The sequence below is a fragment of the Streptomyces bungoensis genome (assembly GCF_001514215.1).
GTDB lineage: Bacteria > Actinomycetota > Actinomycetes > Streptomycetales > Streptomycetaceae > Streptomyces > Streptomyces bungoensis.
In genome coordinates, this window is sequence record NZ_KQ948858.1 from 232,574 (window position 1) to 254,964 (window position 22,391).

The 22,391-nt window shown below is 72.9% G+C and carries 20 protein-coding genes; 10 read left to right on the top strand and 10 right to left on the bottom strand.

Annotated features, from left to right (window positions below):
* Positions 1-14: 14 nt before the first annotated feature.
* Positions 15-824: an Fpg/Nei family DNA glycosylase gene (locus AQJ66_RS18725; RefSeq protein ID WP_061923078.1), complete on the bottom strand. Its 810-nt coding sequence runs from the start codon at positions 822-824 to the stop codon at positions 15-17.
* A 41-nt stretch (positions 825-865) separates the two neighbouring features.
* The gene (locus tag AQJ66_RS18730; protein WP_061923081.1) at positions 866-1,354 is read right to left on the bottom strand and encodes a ribose-5-phosphate isomerase; all 489 of its coding nucleotides are present in this window, start codon (positions 1,352-1,354) and stop codon (positions 866-868) included.
* Positions 1,355-1,601: 247 nt separating this feature from the next.
* Between AQJ66_RS18730 and AQJ66_RS18735 the strand changes: the two genes are divergently transcribed.
* Positions 1,602-3,023, top strand: a complete 1,422-nt coding sequence (locus AQJ66_RS18735; RefSeq protein WP_061923084.1) for an amino acid permease — start codon at positions 1,602-1,604, stop codon at positions 3,021-3,023.
* A gap of 92 nt (positions 3,024-3,115) precedes the next feature.
* Here the strand turns inward: AQJ66_RS18735 and AQJ66_RS18740 are convergent, their stop codons facing one another.
* Positions 3,116-3,697: a biotin transporter BioY gene (locus AQJ66_RS18740; RefSeq protein ID WP_061923087.1), complete on the bottom strand. Its 582-nt coding sequence runs from the start codon at positions 3,695-3,697 to the stop codon at positions 3,116-3,118.
* 424 nt (positions 3,698-4,121) lie between these two features.
* Between AQJ66_RS18740 and AQJ66_RS18745 the strand changes: the two genes are divergently transcribed.
* From AQJ66_RS18745 to AQJ66_RS18770, 6 genes are all read left to right on the top strand, one after another.
* Complete coding sequence (locus tag AQJ66_RS18745) at positions 4,122-5,327, top strand: ROK family protein (RefSeq protein ID WP_061923090.1); 1,206 nt, start codon at positions 4,122-4,124, stop codon at positions 5,325-5,327.
* Positions 5,328-5,568: 241 nt separating this feature from the next.
* Complete coding sequence (locus tag AQJ66_RS18750; protein ID WP_061923093.1) at positions 5,569-6,636, top strand: ABC transporter substrate-binding protein; 1,068 nt, start codon at positions 5,569-5,571, stop codon at positions 6,634-6,636.
* Positions 6,633-7,481 carry an ABC transporter permease gene (locus AQJ66_RS18755; RefSeq protein ID WP_061923096.1) on the top strand — a complete coding sequence of 283 codons (849 nt, stop codon included), beginning with the start codon at positions 6,633-6,635 and terminating at the stop codon, positions 7,479-7,481. Before AQJ66_RS18750 ends, AQJ66_RS18755 begins: the two co-directional genes overlap by 4 nt.
* Positions 7,457-8,191 (top strand): ABC transporter ATP-binding protein, encoded by a 735-nt coding sequence (locus tag AQJ66_RS18760; protein WP_061923099.1) that lies wholly within the window; start codon positions 7,457-7,459, stop codon positions 8,189-8,191. The genes AQJ66_RS18755 and AQJ66_RS18760 overlap by 25 nt, the downstream gene beginning before the upstream one ends.
* Positions 8,188-9,531: an LLM class flavin-dependent oxidoreductase gene (locus tag AQJ66_RS18765; protein ID WP_061923101.1), complete on the top strand. Its 1,344-nt coding sequence runs from the start codon at positions 8,188-8,190 to the stop codon at positions 9,529-9,531. The genes AQJ66_RS18760 and AQJ66_RS18765 overlap by 4 nt, the downstream gene beginning before the upstream one ends.
* Before the next feature lie 29 nt (positions 9,532-9,560).
* Positions 9,561-10,451, top strand: a complete 891-nt coding sequence (locus AQJ66_RS18770; protein ID WP_061923104.1) for a TauD/TfdA dioxygenase family protein — start codon at positions 9,561-9,563, stop codon at positions 10,449-10,451.
* A gap of 63 nt (positions 10,452-10,514) precedes the next feature.
* Here the strand turns inward: AQJ66_RS18770 and AQJ66_RS18775 are convergent, their stop codons facing one another.
* Positions 10,515-11,177, bottom strand: coding sequence for a DsbA family protein (locus AQJ66_RS18775; RefSeq protein ID WP_061923107.1), 663 nt, complete (start codon positions 11,175-11,177; stop codon positions 10,515-10,517).
* A gap of 141 nt (positions 11,178-11,318) precedes the next feature.
* Between AQJ66_RS18775 and pepN the strand changes: the two genes are divergently transcribed.
* Positions 11,319-13,946, top strand: coding sequence for an aminopeptidase N (gene pepN, locus AQJ66_RS18780; protein ID WP_061923110.1), 2,628 nt, complete (start codon positions 11,319-11,321; stop codon positions 13,944-13,946).
* A 207-nt stretch (positions 13,947-14,153) separates the two neighbouring features.
* Positions 14,154-15,191, top strand: a complete 1,038-nt coding sequence (locus AQJ66_RS18785) for a hypothetical protein (RefSeq protein WP_061923113.1) — start codon at positions 14,154-14,156, stop codon at positions 15,189-15,191.
* A gap of 83 nt (positions 15,192-15,274) precedes the next feature.
* Here AQJ66_RS18785 and AQJ66_RS18790 read toward each other — a convergent pair whose 3' ends face one another.
* From AQJ66_RS18790 to AQJ66_RS18815, 6 genes are all read right to left on the bottom strand, one after another.
* Positions 15,275-16,474 (bottom strand): glycosyltransferase, encoded by a 1,200-nt coding sequence (locus AQJ66_RS18790; RefSeq protein WP_061923116.1) that lies wholly within the window; start codon positions 16,472-16,474, stop codon positions 15,275-15,277.
* A 140-nt stretch (positions 16,475-16,614) separates the two neighbouring features.
* The gene (locus AQJ66_RS18795) at positions 16,615-17,754 is read right to left on the bottom strand and encodes a serine hydrolase domain-containing protein (protein ID WP_061923119.1); all 1,140 of its coding nucleotides are present in this window, start codon (positions 17,752-17,754) and stop codon (positions 16,615-16,617) included.
* A 122-nt stretch (positions 17,755-17,876) separates the two neighbouring features.
* Complete coding sequence (locus AQJ66_RS18800; RefSeq protein ID WP_061923121.1) at positions 17,877-19,628, bottom strand: TIGR03767 family metallophosphoesterase; 1,752 nt, start codon at positions 19,626-19,628, stop codon at positions 17,877-17,879.
* Positions 19,629-19,838: 210 nt separating this feature from the next.
* Entirely contained in the window at positions 19,839-20,354 is a 516-nt protein-coding gene (locus AQJ66_RS18805; RefSeq protein ID WP_208611392.1) for an NUDIX hydrolase, read from the bottom strand.
* Positions 20,355-20,375: 21 nt separating this feature from the next.
* Positions 20,376-21,248, bottom strand: coding sequence for a pyridoxamine 5'-phosphate oxidase family protein (locus AQJ66_RS18810; protein WP_061923123.1), 873 nt, complete (start codon positions 21,246-21,248; stop codon positions 20,376-20,378).
* A 2-nt stretch (positions 21,249-21,250) separates the two neighbouring features.
* Positions 21,251-21,697 (bottom strand): VOC family protein, encoded by a 447-nt coding sequence (locus tag AQJ66_RS18815; RefSeq protein WP_061923126.1) that lies wholly within the window; start codon positions 21,695-21,697, stop codon positions 21,251-21,253.
* A 108-nt stretch (positions 21,698-21,805) separates the two neighbouring features.
* On the opposite strand from AQJ66_RS18815, the gene AQJ66_RS18820 reads away from it, so the two are divergent.
* On the top strand, positions 21,806-22,348 hold the full coding sequence (locus tag AQJ66_RS18820) for a CGNR zinc finger domain-containing protein (RefSeq protein ID WP_061923128.1): 543 nt from the start codon (positions 21,806-21,808) through the stop codon (positions 22,346-22,348).
* Positions 22,349-22,391: the final 43 nt, after the last annotated feature.

Sequence of the window (22,391 nt, forward strand, 5' to 3'; positions counted from 1 at the left end):
GGCGCGGCCCGCGGTCAGCGGTTCTGGCAGGCCGGGCACCAGAAGAGGTTGCGCGCCGCCAGGCCGGCCGTGCGGATCTCGGTGGCGCAGACGTGGCAGGGCAGGGTGGCCCGGCGGTAGACGTAGACCTCGCCGCCGTGGTCGTCGACGCGGGGCGGGCGGCCCATCGCCTCCGGGGTGTGCTCGGGGCGGACGGTGTCGATGCGGTTGTGCCGGACGCCCTCGCGCATGAGCGTGACGAGGTCGGCCCAGATCGCGTCCCACTCGGCCGGGGTGATGTCCCGGCCCGCGCGGTAGGGGTCGATGCCGTGCCGGAAGAGGACCTCGGCGCGGTAGACGTTGCCGACGCCGGCGATGACCTTCTGGTCCATCAGCAGCGCGGCGATGCTCGTCCGGCTGCGGGCGATCCTGCGGTACGCCGCGCCCGGGTCGGCGTCCTCGCGCAGCGGGTCGGGCCCGAGGCGGTCGTGCACCGCCCGCTTCTCCGCGTCCGTGATCAGCGCGCAGGTGGTGGGGCCGCGCAGATCGACGTACGAGGTGCCGTTCGCCAGCCGTAGGCGGACGGTGTCGGTGGGCGGGGGCGCGGGGGCGGGGCCGAAGGTCACCTTGCCGAAGAGGCCGAGGTGGATGTGGACCCAGTCGGTGTCGCGGAACCGCAGGAAGAGGTGCTTGCCGTGGGCCTCGGTGCCGGTGAGCTCGGCGCCGTCCAGCAGGTCCGCGGCATCGGAGAACTTGCCCTGGGGGCTGCCGACCCTCAGGGCCGTGCCGGAGAAGCGGGCGGCGTAGTCGTGCGCCAGCCGGTGGATCGTGTGCCCCTCTGGCACGGCTGCTGTTCCTTCCGGTTCCTCTCGGCCCCTCGAGGGCCTCAGTCCTGCTGCGGGTGGTGGGCCGGGATCGCCGGGAGGTCGCCCGTCGTCTCGTAGTCCGACAGCATGTCGATGCGGCGGATGTGGCGCTCGTCACCGGAGAACGGCGTGCCGAGGAAGACCTCGACGAACTTGGTGGCCTCCTCGGTGCTGTGCATCCGCGCACCGACGGCCACGACGTTGGCGTTGTTGTGCTGCCGGCCGAGCGCGGCCGTCTCCTCGCTCCAGGCGAGCGCCGCCCGTACGCCCTTGACCTTGTTCGCGGCGATCTGCTCGCCGTTGCCGGAACCGCCGATGACGATGCCGAGGGCCTCGGGGTCCGCCGCCGTGCGCTCCGCGGCGCGCAGGCAGAAGGGCGGGTAGTCGTCCTGGGCGTCGTAGAGGTGCGGCCCGCAGTCGACGGGCTCGTGCCCCGCCGCCTTCAGCCACTCGACGAGGTGGTTCTTGAGTTCGTAGCCCGCATGGTCGGAGCCGAGATACACGCGCATGGGACGAGTGTGACACGGCCGATTCCGGGCAGCAGCTTCGGGTGCCGGGACGGAAAAACGTGACCTGAGCCATAGAAGCTCAAGGAAACCTCAAGTAACAATACGGATTCGGAGGTTCCCGAATCCATTCACCTCCGATTCACTGGACCACCTCGTACACCGCTCCTGCGAGGCCCCGTACCCACGCCCCACAACGGCATCCCCCTCGTACGGGAACCGCTCCACCGGCGCAAAGGAATTCCGTCCCATGACCCCTGGTTCCGGACTCCAAGCAGGTCTCAAGAACCGCCATCTGTCGATGATCGCCATCGGCGGTGTGATCGGTGCCGGACTGTTCGTCGGCTCCAGCACCGGCATCGCCACGACGGGCCCCGGCATCCTTTTGTCCTACGCCCTCGTCGGCACCCTCGTCGTCCTCGTGATGCGGATGCTCGGCGAGATGTCCGCCGCGAACCCGACCTCGGGCTCCTTCTCCGCGCACGCCGACCGCGCGCTCGGCCGCTGGGCCGGCTTCTCCATCGGCTGGCTCTACTGGTTCTTCTGGGTCGTCGTGCTCGCCGTCGAGGCGACCGCGGGCGCGAAGATCCTGGAGGGCTGGATCCCGGCCGTCCCGCAGTGGGGCTGGGCCCTCATCGTGATGACCGTCCTGACGGCCACCAACCTCGTCTCCGTCGGCTCCTACGGCGAGTTCGAGTTCTGGTTCGCCGGGATCAAGGTCGTGGCGATCGGCGCGTTCATCGTCGTCGGCCTGCTGGCCGTGTTCGGCGTGCTGCCGGGCGTGCACAGCGACAAGGCGGGCTTCTCCAACCTCACCGCACACGGCGGATTCCTGCCGCACGGGCCCGGCGCGATCCTCACCGGCGTGCTGCTGGTCGTCTTCTCCTTCATGGGCAGCGAGATCGCGACCCTGGCGGCCGGCGAGTCCGAGGACCCGCAGCGGGCGGTGACCAAGTCGACCAACAGCATCATCTGGCGCATCGGCGTCTTCTACCTGGGCTCGATCCTCGTCGTCATCGCCCTGCTCCCGTGGAACGACCCGTCGATCAAGGAAAAGGGCTCCTACGTGGCCGCCCTGGACTCGCTCGGCATCGCGCACGCCGGCCAGATCATGAACTTCATCGTGCTGACGTCGGTGCTGTCCTGCCTGAACTCCGGCCTCTACACGGCCTCCCGGATGGCGTTCTCGCTGGGCCAGCGCGGTGACGCGCCCAAGGCGTTCGCCCGGACGACCTCGCGTGGCGTGCCGAGGGCCGCGATCCTCGTGTCCGTCCTCTTCGGCTTCCTCGCCGTGTTCTTCAACTACAAGTTCCCGGACTCGGTCTTCCTCTTCCTGGTGAACTCCAGCGGTGCGGTCGCCCTGTTCGTGTGGCTGGTCATCTGCTTCTCGCAGCTGCGGATGCGGCGGATCATCCAGCGCGAGGCGCCGGAGAAGCTGGTCGTGAAGATGTGGCTGTACCCGTACCTGACCTGGGCGACGGCCGCGCTGATCGTGTTCGTCCTCGGCTACATGCTGACCGACACCGAGCACGACGGCCGCGAGACGGTCCTGCTGTCCCTCATGGTCGCGGCGATCGTGCTGGTGATCGCCGTGGTGAAGGAGAAGGTCCTGGGCGGGCGCACCGCCGAGGGCGTGGAGGCGGCGCCGGCGGACAAGGTGTCCGTGGGCTGACCGGATCGCCGTCGCCACGCACGAAGGCGGCACACGGAAGGGGGAGGGGTCCTCGGGTTTCCCGAGGACCCCTCCCCTTGTTCATGCGTCCGTCAGCGCTTGCCGGCCAGCTTCCAGGCGGTGGGCAGCGCGCCCATCGCCAGGGCCGCCTTCAGGGCGTCGCCGATCAGGAACGGGGTGAGGCCGGCGGCGACGGCCTGGGAGGCGGACAGGTGGGCCGCCAGGGCCAGGTACGGCACGCCCACGGCGTAGATGACCGCCTCGCCGAGGATCATCGTGCCCGCCGTGCGCAGCGGGGAGCGGTCGGCGCCGCGGCGGGCCAGGGCGCCGACGAGGGCGGAGGCGAGCAGCATGCCGAGGACGTAGCCGAAGGAGACCGCGCCCGCGCCGGAGGTGCCGCCCGCGAACCAGGGCAGGCCGGCCACGCCCGCGAGGGCGTACAGGGCGAGGGAGAGGAAGCCGCGGCGGGCGCCGAGCGCGGTGCCGACGAGGAGCGCGGCGAAGGTCTGGCCGGTCACCGGGACCGGGGAGCCGGGCACCGGCACCGACAGCTGGGCCGCGAGGCCGGTGAGCACGGCGCCGCCGGCGACGAGGGCCACGTCGCGGACCCGGGACGCGGGCAGGAGGTCGGCGAGGACTTCACCGGGTCGGGCGGTGGCGGTGGCGGTGCTCATGGGGACTCCGCGTGGGGTGAGGGCAGATGGGAACACCGTGACGCTATCCCGGCGGCCTCGGGGTGATCACCGTCGGCGCTCGACAAAGGCGACGAGCAGCGCTTGGTGGGCTCCCGACAAACGGTGGTGGCTACACCCGGTACGACGTGACAACGATCACTGAGGCGGGGATGCGCGGCTCACTCCGCGGGCCCTCGGCGGGACTGTGGGATCCCGCCAATGAATCCTAGTGGTCTGGTGGGATTCACCTTTCCTGCCCTACGCTTCCGGACATGGCCGCCCAGTCCCGGAACCTCACGTCGCGTCGCTATGTCGACCTGCGACGCCAGGGCACGGCCACCTGTCGCCGCCTCCGGTAGGGGCGGGCCGCGGCACGCCTCGCCTTTCCGAGACGCGTCGGCCCCGTTCCCGAGGACGGTTCTCCATGCCCCGTACCGCGGCATCCCCACTCCCTCTTGTCTCCCCCCTCCCCCGGGCCGCCGGCGGTGACCGGCGGCGCGCCACCGCCGGTGCCGTGCTGCGCTCCGTGCTGGCGCACGGGCCGGTGGCGCGCAGCACCGTCGCCCGGCTGACCGGGCTGTCACCGGCGTCCGTGACCGAGCACTGCGCCCGGCTGGGCGCGCTCGGGCTGATCCGTGAGGAGGCGGCGCCGCGCCGTTCGAACGGGGTGGGCCGGCCGCACCTGCCGATCGATCTCGACACCGGGCGGTTCGTGGTCGGCGCGGTGCACGTGGCCGTGCCGTACACCACGGTGGCGCTGCTGGACCTGCGCGGCCGGGTGCTGGTCCGGCGGGAGCTCGGACACGGGGACACCGACCCTGTGCGGGTGGCGGCCCGGGCCGCCGAGGCGCTCGCGGCGCTGCTCGGGCGGTTCCCGGAGCGCCGGCCCCTCGGGGTCGGGTGCGCGGTCGGCGGCTGGGTGGACCGGGAGGCGGGCACCGTCGTCGAGCACGAACCGCTGGGCTGGCGCGAGGTGCCGGTGCGCGCGCTGCTCGAGGACCGCACCGGGCTGCCGGTCCACGTGGACGGGCACGCACGGGCTCTGCTCCACGCCGAGCGGCTGTTCGGGCGGGCCCGGGAGAGCGGCAGCGTGCTGCACCTGTTCGTCGGCAACGTGGTCGACGCGGCCTTCGCCACCGGCGACGAGGTGCACCACGGCCCCCGGTCGCAGGCCGGCGCCATCGGCCACCTGCCGGTGCCGGGCGGCACCGAGCCCTGCCCGTGCGGCCGTACCGGCTGCCTCCAGGCCGAGTTGAGCGAGCGGACGCTGTGCCGGCGGGCCCGGGCGGCCGGCGTGGCCGACGGCACGAACCCGATGCACGTGGTGCACGCGGCGGCGGCCGGTGACGCGCTGGCCCGCCGGCTGCTGGTGGAGCGGGCCCGGACGACCGGGCGCGCGGCCGGGCTGCTGCTGGACGTGCTGAACCCGGAGTCGCTGGTGGTGACCGAGGTGGGCGTCCTGCACTTCGAGGACTGCCTGCGCGCGCTGAGGGAATCGGCCGGAATCCACCGTACGGCGACCGTCGCGCCGACGAGTTTCCGTGATTCCGTGCTGGCGGTGGCGGGTGGATCGGTGATTCTCGACGTGCTGTTCCGCGACCCGCTGGCCGTTTCACCTGAGGCTATTTAATTCAGAAACTCGGAATGTTGACAGGGAGTGCGCGTGGCCGGGAACATGCTGGTCATGAACCCGCTCACGAGCTGTCGCACCCTCTGTTGCTGACTTGTTGCCGCGCATGAAGCGCGTGTTTCCGTCTGCGTGAGTTCACTTTTCCCGGCGCCTTTCCCGCCCGCCATTCCCCCACTTCCGGTGTGCGGTCCCGCCCGGAATGCCGTCTGCCTTTCCGCTCCGTCCGTCCAGGAGTCCTGCCATGCCTGCTCCATCCGTATCCGGTCTCGACCGCCGCCTGTTCCTCACCTCGCTGCTGGGTGCGTCGGCCGCCGCCCTCGGGGTCGGCGGCTGCGCGAAGGGCGACGCGGCCGCCGACACCCGGGCCGCCGCCGTGAAGCCGCTCGCCGGCAAGGTCCCGGCCGGCACCAGCCTGAAGATCGCCTCCTACCAGAACACCCAGCAGCTGCAGTTCAAGCTGGCGAAACTGCCGAGGCTGCCGTTCACGGTGTCCGACTGGGTGAACATCGGGGCCGGCCCGGACGTCATCAACGCCTTCCGCGCGGGGTCGCTGGATCTCGCCAACAACGCGGGGATCCCGCCGATCCAGGCCCACTACCAGGGTTTCGCTGCGAAGATCGTGGCGATCGACGTCACCCGCAAACCCAACTACCTGTTCGCCACCAAGCCGGGCAGCGACATCCACACCGTGCGCGACTTCAAGGGCCGCAGGCTGGCCTTCTCGCAGGGGCAGGCGCAGGGTGTCGTGCTGCTGCGGGCGCTGAAGAAGGCGGGTCTGGCCTACGGCGAGGTGACGCTGGTCCCGCTGACCAGCAACCAGTTCCTCACCGCGCTGCAGTCCGGCCAGGTGGACGTCGCCCCGCTCGCCAACAGCCAGGCGCCCGCCTACCTCAAGCAGTACGGCGCCAAGGGCGCCCACACGATCGCCACCGACGTGGTCGACCTGCTCAACCTGCTGTGGGCGCCGCAGAGCGTGCTGAACGACCCCGCCAAGGCCGCCGCGATCGCCGCGTACATCCCCCGGTGGGCCCAGGGCCAGGTGTGGACGTACGAGCACCCGGGCGTCTGGAACGAGGAGTTCTACGTCGGGACGCAGAACCTGACCTTGCAGCAGGCGAAGTCCATCACCGCCCTCGCCAACAAGCCGCTGTTCCCGCCGAGCTGGGACGAGGCGATCGCCTGGGAGCAGGAGACCGCGGACCTGCTCGCCGAGGGGGGCTTCGTCAAGAAGTTCGACGTCTCCTCCCTCTTCGACCACCGCTTCGAGTCCATCGCCGCCCGGGCCGTGCCGGCGGAGTACCGGAAGTGAGCGCCGTGACCACGACGACGACAGCCGTGGCGGCCCCGGCCGCCGCGGAACTCCCCCAGGTCCGCCGGCGCCGCCGGCTCTCCCCCGGGCGCCGGCTGCCCGCCGCCCGGCTCGCCGGACCGCTGCTGGTCCTCGCTCTGTGGGCCGCCGCGTCGGCCGCCGGAGCGCTCGATCCGGGCGCGGTCCCGGCGCCCTGGACGGTGCTGCGGACGGCCGGCCGGCTGTGGACGGACGGCACGCTGCCCACCGACGTGCTGACCTCGCTGCGGCGGGCCGCCTACGGCTTCACGATCGGCCTGACCGCGGGCGTGCTGCTCGCGCTCGCCTCCGGGCTGAGCCGGGCCGGGGAGGCGCTGATCGACGGGACCGTGCAGCTCAACCGGGCGGTCCCGACGCTCGGCCTGATCCCGCTGTTCATCCTCTGGCTGGGCATCGGCGAGACGTTCAAGATCGCCATCATCGCGATCGTCGTCTACGTCCCCGTCTACCTCAACGCGCACGCCGCGCTGTCCGGCATCGACACCCGGTACGTCGAACTCGCCGAGGTGCAGGGCCTCTCAAGGCTCGCCTTCGTCCGGCAGGTGGTGATCCCCGGCGCCCTGCCCGGATTCTTCGTGGGACTCCGGCTGGCCGTCACCGGCTCCTGGCTGGGCCTGGTGGTCCTGGAGCAGATCAACGCCACCAGCGGCCTCGGCTACCTGATGTTCCAGGCGCAGAACTACGGCCAGACCGACGTGATCCTCGTCGGCCTGCTGATCTACGGCGTCTTCGGCCTGGCCTCCGACAGCGTGGTCCGTCTTCTCGAACGGAGGGTGCTGTCATGGCGCCGCACACTGAGCAGCTGACCCGGCCGGCGGTGCGCCTGCGCGGCCTGACCCGGTCCTTCGAGGGCCGCACCGTCCTCGACGGGATCGACCTGGACCTGCCCGCCGGGCAGTTCACCGCGCTGCTCGGGCACAGCGGCTCGGGCAAGTCGACCCTGCTGCGGGCGGTCGCCGGGCTCGACCACGGGGTCGCCGGCAGCGGGCGGCTCGTCGCCCCCGAGCGGGTGTCGGTCGTCTTCCAGGACTCCCGGCTGCTGCCCTGGCGCCGGGTGCTGGACAACGTGCTGCTCGGCGCTGCCGGCAGGGACGCGGAGGAGCGCGGCCGGGCGGCCCTCGCGGAGGTCGGGCTGAAGGGCCGCGAGCGGGCCTGGCCGGGCGAGCTGTCCGGCGGCGAGGCACAGCGCGCCGCGCTCGCCCGCTCCCTGGTCCGCGAGCCCGAACTCCTCCTCGCGGACGAGCCGTTCGGCGCGCTGGACGCGCTCACCCGGATCCGGATGCACCACCTGCTGCGCGACCTGTGGCAGCGCCACCGGCCGTCCGTGCTGCTCGTCACCCACGACGTGGACGAGGCGATCGTGCTCGCCGACCGGGTCCTCGTCCTCGACCGCGGCCGCATCGGCCTCGACCTGACCATCGACCACCCCCACCCGCGTTCCTACCGGGAACCGGTGCTGGGCGCCTACCGCGAGCGGCTGCTGGCCGCCCTCGGCGTCACGGAGGACCACGCATGACCCGCACGCTCCACCTGAACGCGTTCCTGATGAACACCGGCCACCACGAGGCGTCGTGGCGGCTGCCGGAGAGCGACCCGCACGCGCACGTCGACCTCGCGCACTACGTCCGGCTGGCCCGGATCGCCGAGCGCGGCACCTTCGACTCGCTCTTCCTCGCCGACGGCCCCCAGCTGTGGTCCAACCTGGCGCAGCGCCCGGCCGGCGCGCTGGAACCGCTCACCCTGCTGACCGCGCTGGCGACGGCCACCGAGCACATCGGCCTGATCGCCACCGCGTCCACCTCCTACAACTCGCCCTACAACCTGGCCCGCCGGTTCGCCTCGCTGGACATCGTCAGCGGCGGCCGGGCCGGCTGGAACATCGTCACCACCGCGGGCGCCGAGGCCGCCCGCAACTTCGGTCTGGAGGCCGAGCCCGCGCACGCCGAACGGTACGCCCGGGCGGCCGAGTTCCTGGAGGTGGCCCTGAAGCTGTGGGACAGCTGGGAGGACGACGCGGTCGTCGCCGACAAGGCGGCCGGCGTCTGGGGCGACGACAGCAAGATCCACCCGCCCCGGCACCGGGGGACGTACTTCAGCGTCGCCGGCGCCCTGAACGTGCCGCGCATCCCGCAGGGCTACCCGCTGCTGGTGCAGGCGGGCTCCTCCGACGACGGCAGGGCCTTCGCCGCCCGGTACGCGGAGGCCGTGTTCACCGCCCAGCAGACCCTCGCCGACGCGCAGGCGTTCTACCGCGACCTGAAGGCCCGCACGCTGCGGGCGGGCCGGGACCCCGAGCACGTCAAGGTGCTGCCCGGCATCGTGCCGGTGCTCGGCTCCACGGAGGCCGAGGCGCGGGCCGCCGAGCGGCTGCTGGAGGACCACATCGTGTACGACCACGGCGTGGCCCGGCTGGAGAGCCTGCTGCAGTTGCCCGCCGGGACCCTGGAGCTGGACGGCCCGCTGCCCGCGGACCTGCCGCCGGAGTCCGCCGTCGAGGGCGCCAAGAGCCGCTACACGCTGGTGGTGGAGCTGGCCCGGCGCGAGCGGCTGACCGTACGGCAGCTGATCGGGCGGCTCGGCGGCGGCCGCGGCCACCTCACGTTCGCCGGGACGCCCGAGCAGGTGGCCGGCCAGATCGGGACGTGGTTCACCGAGGGGGCCGCCGACGGCTTCAACATCATGCCCGCCGTGCTGCCCTCCGGCCTGGAGGCGTTCGTCGAGCACGTCGTACCGATCCTGCGCCGCCGCGGCCTGTTCCGCACGGAGTACGGCGCCCGCCGGACCCTGCGGGAGCGCTACGGCCTGCCCCGCCCCGCCAACCAGTACCTGACGCCCGCGTCCGTCCGATCCGCCTGATCCATCCGATCCGTTCGAAAGGAACCCGCATGTCCCTCGAGATCACCAAGCTGACCGCACGCATCGGCGCCCGGGTCTCCGGCGTCGACGTCACCCGGCCGCTCGCCCCGGAGGAGGCCGCCGGGATCCGGGAGGCGCTGAACGTCCACAAGGCGCTCGTCCTCGACGCCCGCGGTCTCGACGACGCGGGCCAGCAGGCCTTCGCCCGCCACTTCGGCGACCTGACCACCGCCCACCCGACCGTGGGCGCCGTCGACGGCGCCCCGAACGTGCTGCCCGTGGACAGCGAGCGCGGGCGGGCCAACCACTGGCACACCGACGTCACCTTCGTCGTGACCCCGCCGCAGGCCACCAGCCTGCGCTCGCTCACGGTCCCGGCGTACGGCGGCGAGACGCTGATCGCCAACGCGGGGGCCGCCTACCGCGACCTGCCGGAGCCGCTGCGGCGCCTGGCCGACACCCTGTGGGCGGAGCACACCAACGACTACGACTACGCGGTACCGGAGGAGGACGTCGACGAGGAGAGGGCCGCCCAGCGCGCCCGGTTCACCTCGATCAAGTACCGCACCGCCCACCCGGTGGTCCGCGTCCATCCGCTGACCGGGGAGCGCGGGCTGTTCATCGGCGGTTTCGCGCAGCGCGTCGTCGGCCTCTCGGCCGGCGAGTCCCGCAAGATCCTGGACCTGCTGCAGTCCTACGTCACCCGTCCGGAGAACGTGCTGCGCCACCGCTGGTCGGAGAACGAACTGGTCCTCTTCGACAACCGCATCACCCAGCACTACGCCGTCGACAACTACGACGGCCTGCCGCGCCGGCTGCACCGGGTGACCGTCGCCGGTGACGTGCCGGTCGGCCTGGAGGGCAAGGAGAGCTACGCGATCGAGGGCGACGCCTCGCACTACACGCCCGTGGCGGCGTAACCGCCGGCCGGCGAAGGCCCCCGCGTGCGGCACGCGGGGGCCTTCGCGACGGCGCGGGGCGGCTTACAGGTTGCTGAAGTCGGGGCCCTTGGTGCGGGTGCGCTTGAGCTCGTAGAAGCCCGGGACGGAGGCCACGGCGAGGGTGCCGTCCCACAGGCGGGCCGCCTCCTCGCCCTTCGGGGCGGGGGTGACGACCGGGCCGAAGAAGGCGATCTGCTCGCCGTCGGGACCCGGGACCGCGATGACCGGGGTGCCGACGTCCTGGCCGACCTTCTCGATGCCCTCCTTGTGGGAGGCGCGCAGCTCGGCGTCGAACTCGAAGTCCTCCTGCTCGGCGTACTCGATCAGCTCGGCGGGCAGGCCGACGTCCGCGAGCGCGCCGGCGACGGCCTCCAGGGTCGGGCCCTCCTCGTTGTTGTGGATGCGGGTGCCGAGCGCGGTGTAGAGGGGGCCGAGGACGTCCGCGCCGTGCTTCTGCCAGGCCGCGGTGACCACGCGCACCGGCTGCCAGGCCTTGGTGGCGAGCATCTCGCGGTAGGACTCGGGCAGCTCGTCCAGCTTGTCCTCGTTGAGGACCGCCAGGCTCATCACGTGCCAGCGCACCTCGATGTCCCGGACCTTCTCCACCTCCAGCACCCAGCGGGAGGTCATCCAGGCCCAGGGGCACAGCGGGTCGAACCAGAAGTCCACGGGGGTCCGGCCGGGCGTGGTCGTGGTGTCGGACATGCTTCTCCTCAGCGAAACGGACGTCTCGCGGGTCAACGTTCCCGCGTGCGCGCGCATTCCCCCGCTGTGCCCTGTCAGGTGCGCGTGGCAGGATCGGTCCTGTTCATGAGGTGTCCGCGCGATCACAAGGGAGTGCCGCCTGTGCCCGGTGAGAATCTGACCCGCGACGAGGCCCGGGAGCGGGCCGCGCTGCTGTCCGTCGACGGGTACGACGTGGAGCTGGACCTGCGCTCCGCCGTCGCCGACGGGGACGGCGAACCGCGCACCTTCCGCTCGGTGACCACGATCCGGTTCCGCTGCAGCGAGCCGGGCGCGTCGACCTTCGCCGACCTGGTCGCGCCGGGCGTGACGGCCGTGACGCTCAACGGCAAGGACCTGGACCCCGGGGAGGTCTTCGACGGCTCCCGGATCGTCCTGGAGGACCTGGCCGCCGAGAACGAGCTGACGGTCGACGCCCGGTGCGCCTACTCCCGCACCGGTGAGGGCCTGCACCGCTTCGTGGACCCCGAGGACGGCGAGGTCTACCTCTACACGCAGTACGAGCCGGCCGACGCCCGCCGCGTCTTCGCGAACTTCGAGCAGCCGGACCTGAAGGCGCCCTACCGCTTCGAGGTGCGGGCGCCCGAGGGCTGGACGGTGTGGAGCAACGGCGCCGGCGAACTCACCGAAGGAGGGCGCGAAGCGCTTCCGCAGAAGGGTGGTGGTGGGCGACGGGCGGGCGTGTGGCGGTTCGCGGAGACGAAGCCGATCTCGACGTACATCACCTGCGTGGTGGCGGGCCCCTACCACTACGTGACGGACCGCTACGAGCGCGTCCTCGCGGACGGCACCAAGCTGGAGATCCCGCTCGGCGCGATGTGCCGCAAGGGCCTGGCGCCGCACTTCGACGCCGACGACGTCTTCCTGGTCACCAAGCAGGGCCTGGACTTCTTCCACGACCACTTCGACTACCCGTACCCGTTCGGGAAGTACGACCAGGCGTTCGTGCCGGAGTACAACCTGGGGGCGATGGAGAACCCGGGTCTGGTGACCTTCCGGGAGGAGTACATCTTCCGCGGGAAGGTGACCCGGGCGTCCTACGAGGCGCGCGCCAACGTGATCCTGCACGAGATGGCGCACATGTGGTTCGGCGACCTGGTCACCATGGAGTGGTGGGACGACCTGTGGCTGAAGGAGTCCTTCGCGGACTTCATGGGCACGTTCGCAGGCGTCGGCGCGACCCGCTTCAAGGACGCCTGGATCACCTTCGCCAACCGCCGCAAGGCCTGGGCGTACCGCGCGGACCAGCTGCCCTCCACGCACCCGATCACGGCGGACATCCGCGACCTGCAGGACGCCAAGCTCAACTTCGACGGCATCACCTACGCCAAGGGCGCCTCGGTGCTCAAGCAGCTGGTGGCGTACGTCGGCCAGGACGCCTTCCTGGAGGGCGCCCGCCGCTACTTCAAGCGCCACGCGTACGGCAACACGCGCCTGGGCGACCTGCTGTCGGTGCTGGCGGAGACCAGCGGCCGGGACATGACCGTGTGGGCCCGCTCGTGGCTGCAGACGGCCGGGGTGAACTCGCTGACCCCGCAGGTGCTGCTGGACGCCGAGGGCCGGGTGTCCGAGCTGGCGGTGGTGCAGGAGGCGCCGGAGTCGCACCCCGAGGAGCGCCCGCACCGGATCGCGGTGGGCCTGTACCGCCTCACGCCCGGCGGCGCGCTGGAGCGGTACGCGCGCGTGGAGACGGACGTGCACGAGCCGCGCACGGTCGTCGCGGACCTGGCGGGCGCCGAGGCCCCGGACCTGGTCCTGGTCAACGACGACGACCTCACGTACTGCAAGACCCGCTTCGACGACACCTCGCTGGCGACGCTCCGGGAGCACCTGGGCGCGCTGACCGACCCGCTGGCGCGGGCGCTGTGCTGGTCGGCGCTGTGGAACCTCACCCGGGACGCGCTGCTGCCGGCCCGGGACTTCGTGGACCTGGTGCTGCGGTTCGCGGGCCGGGAGTCGGACATCGGCGTGCTGCAGATGCTGCACGCCTGGGCGGACTCGGCGCTGGTGCACTACGCGGCGCCCGGGTGGCGGGAGACCGGCGCGGAGCTGCTGGCCCAGGGCGCGCTGCGCGAGCTGGAGGCGGCCGAGCCGGGCAGCGAGCACCAGCTGGCCTGGGCGCGCTTCTTCGCGACCGTGGCGTCCGGGGAGACGGACCTCGCCCTGCTGCAGCGCCTGCTGGACGGCACGGAGAGCGTCGACGGCCTGGAGGTGGACCAGGAGCTGCGCTGGGCGTTCCTGCAGCCGCTCGCGGCGCACGGTGTGGCCGGCGAGCGGGAGCTGGCCGCCGAGCTGGCCCGGGACGACACGGCGTCCGGCAAGCGGCACCAGGTCCGCTGCCTGGCGGCGCGTCCGTCGGCCGCGGTCAAGGCGCAGGCGTGGGCGCAGGTCGTGGAGTCCGACGCGTTGTCGAACGCGCTGGTGGAGGCGACGATCGCGGGCTTCGCGCAGCCCTCGCAGCGGGAGCTGACGGCGCCGTACGCCGAGCTGTACTTCGCGGCGATCGAGCGGGTGTGGCGGGAGCGGTCCATCCAGATCGGCATGGACGTCGTGCGGGGGCTGTTCCCGTCGCTGCAGGACTCGCCGGGGACGCTGCGGTCCGCGGACGCGTGGCTGGCGGCGCACGAGGGGGCCGCTCCGGCCCTGCGCCGGCTGGTGCTGGAGGCGCGGGACGACCTGGCGCGGGCGCTGCGCGCACAGGCGTGCGACGCGGAGGCCGACGGCCGCTGAGCTTTGGCCTGAGGTCGCCGTCCCGGTGACCGTTACGGAATTCATTCAATAGCGCCCGTAACCCCTGGTCCGCACCCGATCGGACCAGGGGGTTCCGGGCGCGACTCGGCATCCGAACAGGCGTCCTTTAGTGCCGTGTTGTCCGTATTCATCGACGGCCGTGTAACAGCGGTTAAGGGTGGGGCGAGGCACGGGAATCTCGACGCCATGACGCACAACACCCCCCTCTCCCCCCGCCCCCTGGCCCACCTCTCCGACGCCCACCGGCGGGTCCTGACGACGGCTCAGCTCCGCGCCCACGGGGTGAGCACGGCCGACATGAACGAGCAGTGCCGCCCCGGCGGCGCCTGGCAGCTGCTGCTGCCGAACGTGGTCCTGCTCCACCCCGGCCCGCCGACCAGCGACGAGCGGCTGCACGGCGCCCTGCTGTACGCGGCGCGCGAGTCGGCCCCGGGCGTCCCGGCCCAGCCGGGCGCGGACGAGCCGCACCGCACGCCGTACCCGGAGGCGATGATCACCGGTCTGGCGGCCCTCACCCTGTACGGCTTCGCCGCCGCCCCGCCGCTGCCCTCCCTGGACCGCGTCGACGTCCTGGTCCCCCGCCTGCGCCGGTTGCGCACCACCGGCTACGTCCGCGTCCTGCGCACCCCGGACCTCCCCGCGCCCCGCACGGTGACGGGCCTGCCGGTGGCCCCGGTGCCGCGCGCCCTGGCGGACGCGGTGGCGGAGCTGACGGACGCGCGGGCGGTGCGGCGGCTGCTGACGGAGGCGGTGCGCGGCGGGCACTGCGAACCGGTGGCGGTGGTGCGCGAGCTGACCGACGCGAAGCTGCTGAACCGGCCGCACGTGGTGGACGCGGTGGACTCGCTCGTCGCCGAGGGCCGGGCGCTCGCGGAGAACCGGCTGTACCGCATGGTCCGCGAGCACGGCCTGCCCGACCCGGTCTGGAACGTGGACCTGCGGCTGGCGGGCGGCCCCCACCTCGGCGGGGTGGACGCCTACTGGCCGGACCACGCGGTGGCGGTGGAGCTCGACACGCGGGCGCCGCGCCAGGACGAGGACGCCCTGTGGTCCGAGTACGCGCGCAAGCGGGAGCACCTGGAACGGCTGGGGATCACGGTCGTGCACCTCACCCCCCGCTCGCTCCGGGAGTCCATGGACCAGCAGGCGACGGTGGTCCGCACGGCGCTGATGGCGTCCGCCGACCGCGACCCGGCGGCCCATGTCGTGGTGCTGCCCCGGTAGGGAGGGCGGGGGTGCCGCCAGGGGGGAGAGGAGGGGCCACCGGAGGCGCACCCGGTGGCCCCTCCTCGTGCCCGCGGACCCCGCTACAGCTCGTCGGTCGCGGCGACCGGGCGGCCGCCGGCGCGGGAGGCGTGGACGCGGTCGAGCAGGGCGGCGTACGCGGCGATCATGCGGGTGCGGCTGAAGCGCTCGCGGCTGCGGGCCAGGGCCGGCGCGAGCCCGGCGCGGCCGGCCGCGGCCGCCGTCCAGGCCAGCGCGACGGCCCCCGGGTCGGGCGGGGTGACGAAGCCGTGGCCGGCGGCGATCGCCGCGCTGTCGCCGACGTCGGTCGTCACCGGGACCGCGCCGCACATCATGCCCTCGATCAGGCACAGCGGCGCCGCCTCCCCGGAGACCGAGGTGAGGGCGACGACGTCGGCGCCGGCGTAGACGGCCTCCATGTCGTGCCGCACGCCGAGCAGGTGGACGCGGTCCGCGAGCCGCGGGTCCCCGGCGAGGGCGAGCTCCAGGTCGGCCGCCAGGGCCGGGTTGGCCGGCGTCATGCCCGCGCCGCACATCACCACGTGCCCGCCGGTCTCCCGGGCCAGCCAGGCCCGGGCCGCGCGCAGGAAGAGCGGGACGTTCTTCATCGGCGCGTACCGGGCCGCGAAGACCACCACCGGGGCCGTGGGCGGGATCCCGAGGGAGGCGCGGAAGGCGAGCCGGGCCGCCGCGTCCGGGCGGAAGCGCAGCAGGTCGACGCCGTTGGGTATGACGTGCAGCAGCTCGGCCGGGACCCCCGCCGCCTCGTACGCCGCCCGGGTGGACTCGGCGCAGCACACGCAGGCCGCCACGGTGCCGTCGGCGATCGCCGTCCGCAGCTCGTCCAGGGCCGGCCCCTGCCCCTGCGGGTCGGAGCGGTGCAGGCAGACCACGACCGGGCGGCGGGGCAGGCCCGCCTGGTTCAGCAGGGCGAGCGGCTGCTCCTTCAGGGAGAGGACCACGTCGGCCGCCGCCATCGCCCGCGCGGTCCCGGCCAGCTCGGGGCCGCTGAAGACCGACGCCGCGACCGAGCCGTCGACCAGGCCGGCGGTGCGGCCCAGCGAGGTGACACCGACCCCGCCCGCGGTGAGCGAGCGGTAGCAGGCGTCGTCCTCCATGCGCTGCCGGGTGGCCTCGCGGTGGACCTCCCCGTGGATGCTGAGCACCCGGTGGGACTGGCCGCCCTCGGCCAGCCCCCGTACGACGTCGCTGTGGACGATCCTGGCTCCTCCCGAGAAGAAGCCCTCGTAGACCGACAGCACACGCAGTCCGCGCCTCGCGCGCATACGACCACCCGCCTTGCACCAGATCGAGCCATACCCGTGAAAAGCGGGTCAGCCGATATGAGGCGGTACGGACGTTGCGTCCGGGTTAACACGCAATGACGCGTATGAAACGTCGGCTAACAGAATTCCTTTTCGATCACAGCGGCCTTGTCACCCGACCAGTCCCCGTTGAAATCGAGCGCGAGGGAATGCCGGCCGTCCGCCGTGGTCACCGCCGCCGACGACGATCCGTGGATGCCGCCCTCATGGCCCCAGACCTGAACACCGCAGCTCAGGGTGGAGTCCATGAGGCCGAGGCCGTAGCGCGTGTTGGGCATGCCGTCGGCGGGCACCGTGGTCTTCATTTCCTTCAGCTGCGCCACCGGGAGCAGCTTCCCTCGGAGCAGCGCGCTGTAGAAGCGGTCGAGATCCGCGGAATCCGAGATCATCTCGCCGGCCGCGGAGGCGATGGACGGATTGAGGGTGGTGACGTCGTACGTCGGGCCCGTCCCCGTCAGCGCCAGCTTGGAGTAGGCGCGGCTGCCGGGCTGCGGCACGGTGACCCGGGTGCCGGGCAGGGAGGTGGCCCGCAGGTGCAGTGGCCCGATGATGCGGTGGGTGATCTCGGTGGCGTACGAATGGCCCGTCACGCTGCCGATCACCATGCCGGCGAGGACGTAGTTGGTGTTGGAGTAGTTCCAGGACGTGCCCGGCGCGAAGTCGGGCCGGTGGCGCATGGCGATCGCCACCAGGTCGCGCGGGGTGAGCGTGTCGTAGCGGTGGCGGAGGAAGCCGTCCGCGGTGAAGTAGTCGCGGTCGAAGCCGGCGTCGGACGTGTAGCTGAAGATCCCGCTGGTGTGGTTGAGGAGCCGGCGGACGGTGATGCGGCGGCCGTCGTGGCCGTGGCCGCTGACCACGCCCGGCAGCCACTTCTCCACCGTGTCGTCCAGGGAGAGCCGGCCCTCCGCCTCCAGCTGCAGCAGGACGGTGGCGACGAAGGTCTTGGTGATGCTGCCGACGCGGTAGCGGTCGGCGGCCGAGCGCGGCCTGCCGGTGCGCAGGTCGCCCACCCCGGCGGTGGCGGACCAGGTGCCGCGGGCGTCCTTCACGGCGGCCGTCGCCCCGGGCACCCCGGCCGCCACGGCCGCCTCGATCGCCTGCCGGGTGGCCGCGTGGCCGCCGGCGGAGCGGGCGGGGCCGGCCGCGACGGCCGGGCCCGCCAGGACCACCGAGAGGAGCAGGGCGGCGGCGCCCGCCGGAGTCGTACGTACGCGCATGTGTTCCCCAACTGTTCCATGAGTCCTGCGTGCGGATCGGTCGGGGGGAGGGACCGGTGCGGATGCGCGAAGGTTGCACCTGTGTAGGCCGGTTGAGTGACTTCTGGCCCTTCTTCGGGCTTCTAGCCCTTCTTCAGGACCAGTTCGGTGTTGCGGTCGCCGGCGTCGCCCGCCAGCGTCCGGTGCGCGCCGGGCGCGTTGTAGGCGAGTTCGCGGTAGAGGGCGGCGAGTCCGGTCTGGGACAGGTCGGCGTAGTCGGTGCGGTGCGGTGCGGCGGACTCGATCAGGGTGGTGAAGACCGAGATCGTGCCGTCCTTGTTGTCGACCAGCTCGACGATCCGGGCGAGCTGGGGGTGGTCGATGTGGGAGGCGGTGGAGATCTCCCAGAAGGAGCGGCCGCCGGAGGCCTGGTGGGGGGTGATGACGTTCTTGTGGACGTGGCCGTTGACCCAGGCCAGCACGTTCGGGTGGGCGGCGAGGGCGGACACCACCTCCGCGCCGGTGTGCCGGCGCTCGCCCGGGTGGGCCGGGTCGGGGCGGGTGTTGGTCATCGTCCGGCTGGTGTGGTGGCTGAAGACGACGACGTAGGAGTCCTGGTTGTCCTTCAGCGTCTTCTGCAGCCACTTCAGCTGGGCGGTGCCGACGGAGCCCTCGTAGTGGCCGCCGGGGTCGGTGGTGTCGAGGCTGATGCCGACGACGTCCTCGGAGACGCGGAAGGCGTAGTACTGGGTGCCGGCGTCGAGGTTCGCCGAGGAGTAGCCGTGGCCGGCCGGGCCGAGGCCCTGGTAGGCGGGGTCGAGGTGGGCCTTGAGGTAGTCGGCCTGGGTGTACGGGGCCCGCTTCTCGTCCGGGGTGACGGAGCGCATCGAGCGGGCGTGGGCCTTGAGGAAGTCGCGGTAGCCGGTACCCCTGGGGTCGGTGGCCTGCTTGACGGCGTCCTGGAGCTTCTTGGCCTCGGCGGCGGTGACGCTCATCAGCTTCCTGCCGCCGATGGCCGCCTCGGCGAGGTAGGGGTCGCCGTGGGAGCCGTGGCAGCCGAGCGGGAGGGCGTCGTGGTTGCCGACGGTGGAGTACCAGGGCAGGTTGAGGCCCGGGCTGCGCACCTCGCGGATCGCGGCGGCCAGGAAGCCCGCCAGGTGCGGGAAGCCGACCGCCTTGTCGCCGTCGCGGACGGTGGAGCCGGGCTGCCAGTACAGCTTCAGTCCGCTGTTCTGCACGCCCTCGTAGTGGCGGGGGTCCCCGGAGTCGGGAGTGATGCGGCCGCCGCTCATCACCTTCATGAACCACTCCAGTTCGGAGTGGGCGTTGTTGTCGGTGTTGTCGCCGGTGGTCATGACGAAGTGGAGCGGGGCGCCGGTGACGGGGGCGCCGCGCAGCGCGTTGACCCGCTCCACGAGCGAGACGGCGCCGGGCACGGTCAGCGCCTCCTGCGGGCGCCAGGCGTGCGGGTCGTGGGCGCGCAGGTACTCCAGGCGCAGCGGGTGCTGCACGTCCGTCAGGTGCAGGTCGGTGAACTGCACGAACGCCGCCAGGGCGGTACGGCGGTCGGCGCGGCCGGACTTGGGGGCGGCCAGTTCGGAGCGCACCACGCGCTTCCAGCCGGGGCCGTCGCCCAGGCGCCGGTAGCCGGAGCTGCCCAGGGGCGCGGCGACGGAGGCGAGCGTGGTGCCCTTGGTGTAGGGGGCGAGCGGGGCCGCCGGGGTGACCTTCCGGGAGGCGGCGACCGGTGCCTCCGTACCGGTGGCGGCGTGGCTGTCGGTGGGGCGGAGGGCGTAGCCGAGGCCCGCGGAGAGCGAGACCGCTCCGGCGGCGGCGAGGACGGTACGGCGGTGGACCCCCTGGGCGGAGGCGGCGACAGAGCGTGTGCGCGACATGGCGCGATCTCCCCGGGTGCGAACGCGTCGGCTGTGGTCGCGGGCCGTCGCGAACACCAACGCCCCGCTCACAGGCGATGGTTGGCACCGGGGATGACCTGTGCGTGAACGCGGTGGCAACGCGCGGCGCCGATCACCGTACGTGGATCACGGGGCGGGGAGGGCGGTGGAGTGCGGTCATGGAGTGGAACGCGGCCGGCCGGGAGGCCGTCACTCCGCGTTCATGTCCTCGGGTAGGGGACGGCCTCCGGGGCCGGGGTGCGCGGGGTCCGGGTGCGCGGGGTCCAGGTGCCCGGCCGCCGGGCGTTCCCGCCACAGCCGCAGGGCGATGTCGACGAGCGGCACCCGGTTCAGGCGGGGCACGGCGTCCAGGTCCTGCCAGGCGGCGAGGTCGGTGGAGCCGCCGGCCTCGGGGCGCAGTTCGCCGCCGGTCACCTCGCCCTCGTACACGATCCGCACGCCCTGGTGGTCGGTGCGCCGGCCCGCCCGCGGGTCGCCGACCAGGCGGAAGGAGTGCACGCCGAGCAGGCCGGTCACCCGGATGCGGTAACCGGTCTCCTCCATCAGCTCGCGGTGGACGGTGTCGTACGGGTCCTCGCCGTGCTCCATGCCGCCGCCCGGCAGCACCCACTCGGGCACGCCGTCGGGGCCCGGCGAGCGGGCCAGCAGGATCTGTCCGTCGCGGACGCACACGGCGTAGGCCGCCACCCTCAAGTTCCGTCGCATGCGGGGACGTTAACGCGCCGGTCACGGGTTGGCCGGGGAATATTCCGGGGCGGACCAGCGCAGGGGCAGGGCCGCCGGGGTGTGCACGGCCTCGGTGACGGTGAAGCGGACGGTGCGCTCGTCGCCGGTGAACTCGGTGTGCGCCTCGCCGGTGAGCTGGAGCGTGGCGCCGGACGCCCAGTCCAGGAAGAGCAGGCCGGCGCGCGGGTCGGCGCGCAGGTTGCCGAGGGTCAGGAACATGGCGTTGCCCGGGTAGTCCGGCCAGGCCAGTTCGCGCGGGGAGAGGACCCGGACGAAGCCCGGGTTGCCGCCGCGGTGGCTGACGTCGGCGCCGCCGGCGTGGACGGTGGCCAGGAAGAAGGTGTCGGCCGCGGCGACGAACCCGGCCTGTGCGTCGTCGAGTTCGCCGGCCGTGCGCGGTGTGCCCGGCTCGCGGTCCGGCACCCACGCGCAGGACTCCCGGCGCTGGATGTACTTCGGGCAGTTGGAGAACACCTGGTCGGCGTCGACGGCGAAGCCCCGGGGCGTGGGGCGGAGCCGGCCGTTGAGGCGCATGCGGCGGCGGGTGCGGGGGTCGAGCGCGATGCTGCCGGCGCGGACGCCCGGTGTGGCCAGGGCGGTCGCGAGCGGGTCGGCCGGGGGCGGCCCTCCCGCGACCGACATCCGCCGGGGGCCGGTGGCGCGGACGAAGCCCGGCCTCCCGGTGACCGGTGAGGCCCACACCCGGCCCGTGCCGGGGTCCGCCGCACCCACGACGATCAGGGGCTGGAGCTCCAGGAAGGCCGCCGCGACCGGCTTGATGTCCTGGCCGAGGGAGCGGCCGACGTGGTCGGCGCGGTCACGGACGCCGAGCAGGTCCTGCACGGCGCGCGAACCCGCGTGATAGGCGCCCACGACTAGAAGAAACCGCAGGTCGGAGCGGAGGCGTGCGGGGCGGGGGCACCCTCGGCGCCGTGGGCGACGGAGATCTCCAGCCGGGTGCCGTCCGGGTCGTGGAAGAAGATCCCGCCCGAGGCCGAGCCCTCCCGGTGGGCCACCAGGCCCTCGTGCGCGAACTCGGCTCCGGCGGCCCTGAGCGCCGCCTCGTACTGGCGCACCCGCTCCGCCGAGTCCGCAGTGAAGGCGAGGTGGTGCAGCCCCGCCCGGCCGCCGTCGTAGGCACCCCGGGCCTGCTGCCAGAGGGTGAGGACGGGGTCCGCGCCGCCGTCCCCCAGGAACGCGTACCTGCGGTCGTCCTCCTTGCCCTCGGCGAGCAGGACGAAGCCCAGCACGTCCCGGTAGAAGGCGAGCGAGCGGTCGAGGTCGGTGACGTTCAGGCCGGTGTGGCCGGTGCGCAGGGTCATGGCTCTCCCTCTCGGACTGTCTAACCGTTGTCATGACAGTAAACGGTTAGGCGCAAGCACGTCAACCGTTCACGTAGTCTTGAGTGGTTAGCCGAGGAGGAGTGCCCGATGTCCGCCACCCGCGATCCCCGTCCGCTCACCGGCGAGCCCCTCGCGCTCGACCTGCTCAACACGCGGTGGAACGAGGAGGGCGTCACCCGCGACCTGCTCGCCGGCACCGACGGGCTCGCGCTGTGGCTCGCGGGCAACGGGCTCGGCGGCACCCACGCGGCCGACGAGCAGGCGCTGCTCCACCTGCGGCAGGCGCGGGAGGCGCTGCGGACGGCCGTGGAGGGGTCACTGGAGGAAGGGGCGCCGCTCGTGGACGCCGTCCTCGCGCACGGGCGCGTCCGGGTGCGGCTGACGGCACAAGGGGCGGCCGAGGAACCCGAGTTCACCGATCCCTCCTGGGGTCCGGCCTGGCTGGCCGCCCGCAACTACCTAAACCTGCTCGCCCGTGCCCCCGAGCGGATCCGCGCCTGCGCCGGCCCCGCCTGCGTCCTGCACTTCTTCGACACCTCGCGGAACGGCACCCGCCGCTGGTGCTCGATGGCGGCGTGCGGCAACCGGGCCAAGGCGTCCCGGCATTACGCCCGCTCGAAGGAGAGCTGAGCCGAATCCGGGACCATCCGGGTCCCATGGGGTCGAATCCCAT

Bases quoted from the DNA above. Each gene is read 5' to 3' on its own strand.
- AQJ66_RS18820 (WP_061923128.1), top strand. From the start codon at position 21,806: ATGTCCGCCACCCGCGATCCCCGTCCGCTCACCGGCGAGCCCCTCGCG.
- AQJ66_RS18805 (WP_208611392.1), bottom strand. From the start codon at position 20,354: ATGCGACGGAACTTGAGGGTGGCGGCCTACGCCGTGTGCGTCCGCGAC.
- AQJ66_RS18770 (WP_061923104.1), top strand. From the start codon at position 9,561: ATGTCCCTCGAGATCACCAAGCTGACCGCACGCATCGGCGCCCGGGTC.
- AQJ66_RS18785 (WP_061923113.1), top strand. From the start codon at position 14,154: ATGACGCACAACACCCCCCTCTCCCCCCGCCCCCTGGCCCACCTCTCC.
- AQJ66_RS18730 (WP_061923081.1), bottom strand. From the start codon at position 1,354: ATGCGCGTGTATCTCGGCTCCGACCATGCGGGCTACGAACTCAAGAAC.
- AQJ66_RS18795 (WP_061923119.1), bottom strand. From the start codon at position 17,754: ATGCGCGTACGTACGACTCCGGCGGGCGCCGCCGCCCTGCTCCTCTCG.
- AQJ66_RS18760 (WP_061923099.1), top strand. From the start codon at position 7,457: ATGGCGCCGCACACTGAGCAGCTGACCCGGCCGGCGGTGCGCCTGCGC.
- AQJ66_RS18745 (WP_061923090.1), top strand. From the start codon at position 4,122: ATGCCCCGTACCGCGGCATCCCCACTCCCTCTTGTCTCCCCCCTCCCC.
- AQJ66_RS18800 (WP_061923121.1), bottom strand. From the start codon at position 19,628: ATGTCGCGCACACGCTCTGTCGCCGCCTCCGCCCAGGGGGTCCACCGC.
- AQJ66_RS18775 (WP_061923107.1), bottom strand. From the start codon at position 11,177: ATGTCCGACACCACGACCACGCCCGGCCGGACCCCCGTGGACTTCTGG.
- AQJ66_RS18740 (WP_061923087.1), bottom strand. From the start codon at position 3,697: ATGAGCACCGCCACCGCCACCGCCCGACCCGGTGAAGTCCTCGCCGAC.
- AQJ66_RS18735 (WP_061923084.1), top strand. From the start codon at position 1,602: ATGACCCCTGGTTCCGGACTCCAAGCAGGTCTCAAGAACCGCCATCTG.
- AQJ66_RS18815 (WP_061923126.1), bottom strand. From the start codon at position 21,697: ATGACCCTGCGCACCGGCCACACCGGCCTGAACGTCACCGACCTCGAC.
- AQJ66_RS18765 (WP_061923101.1), top strand. From the start codon at position 8,188: ATGACCCGCACGCTCCACCTGAACGCGTTCCTGATGAACACCGGCCAC.
- AQJ66_RS18750 (WP_061923093.1), top strand. From the start codon at position 5,569: ATGCCTGCTCCATCCGTATCCGGTCTCGACCGCCGCCTGTTCCTCACC.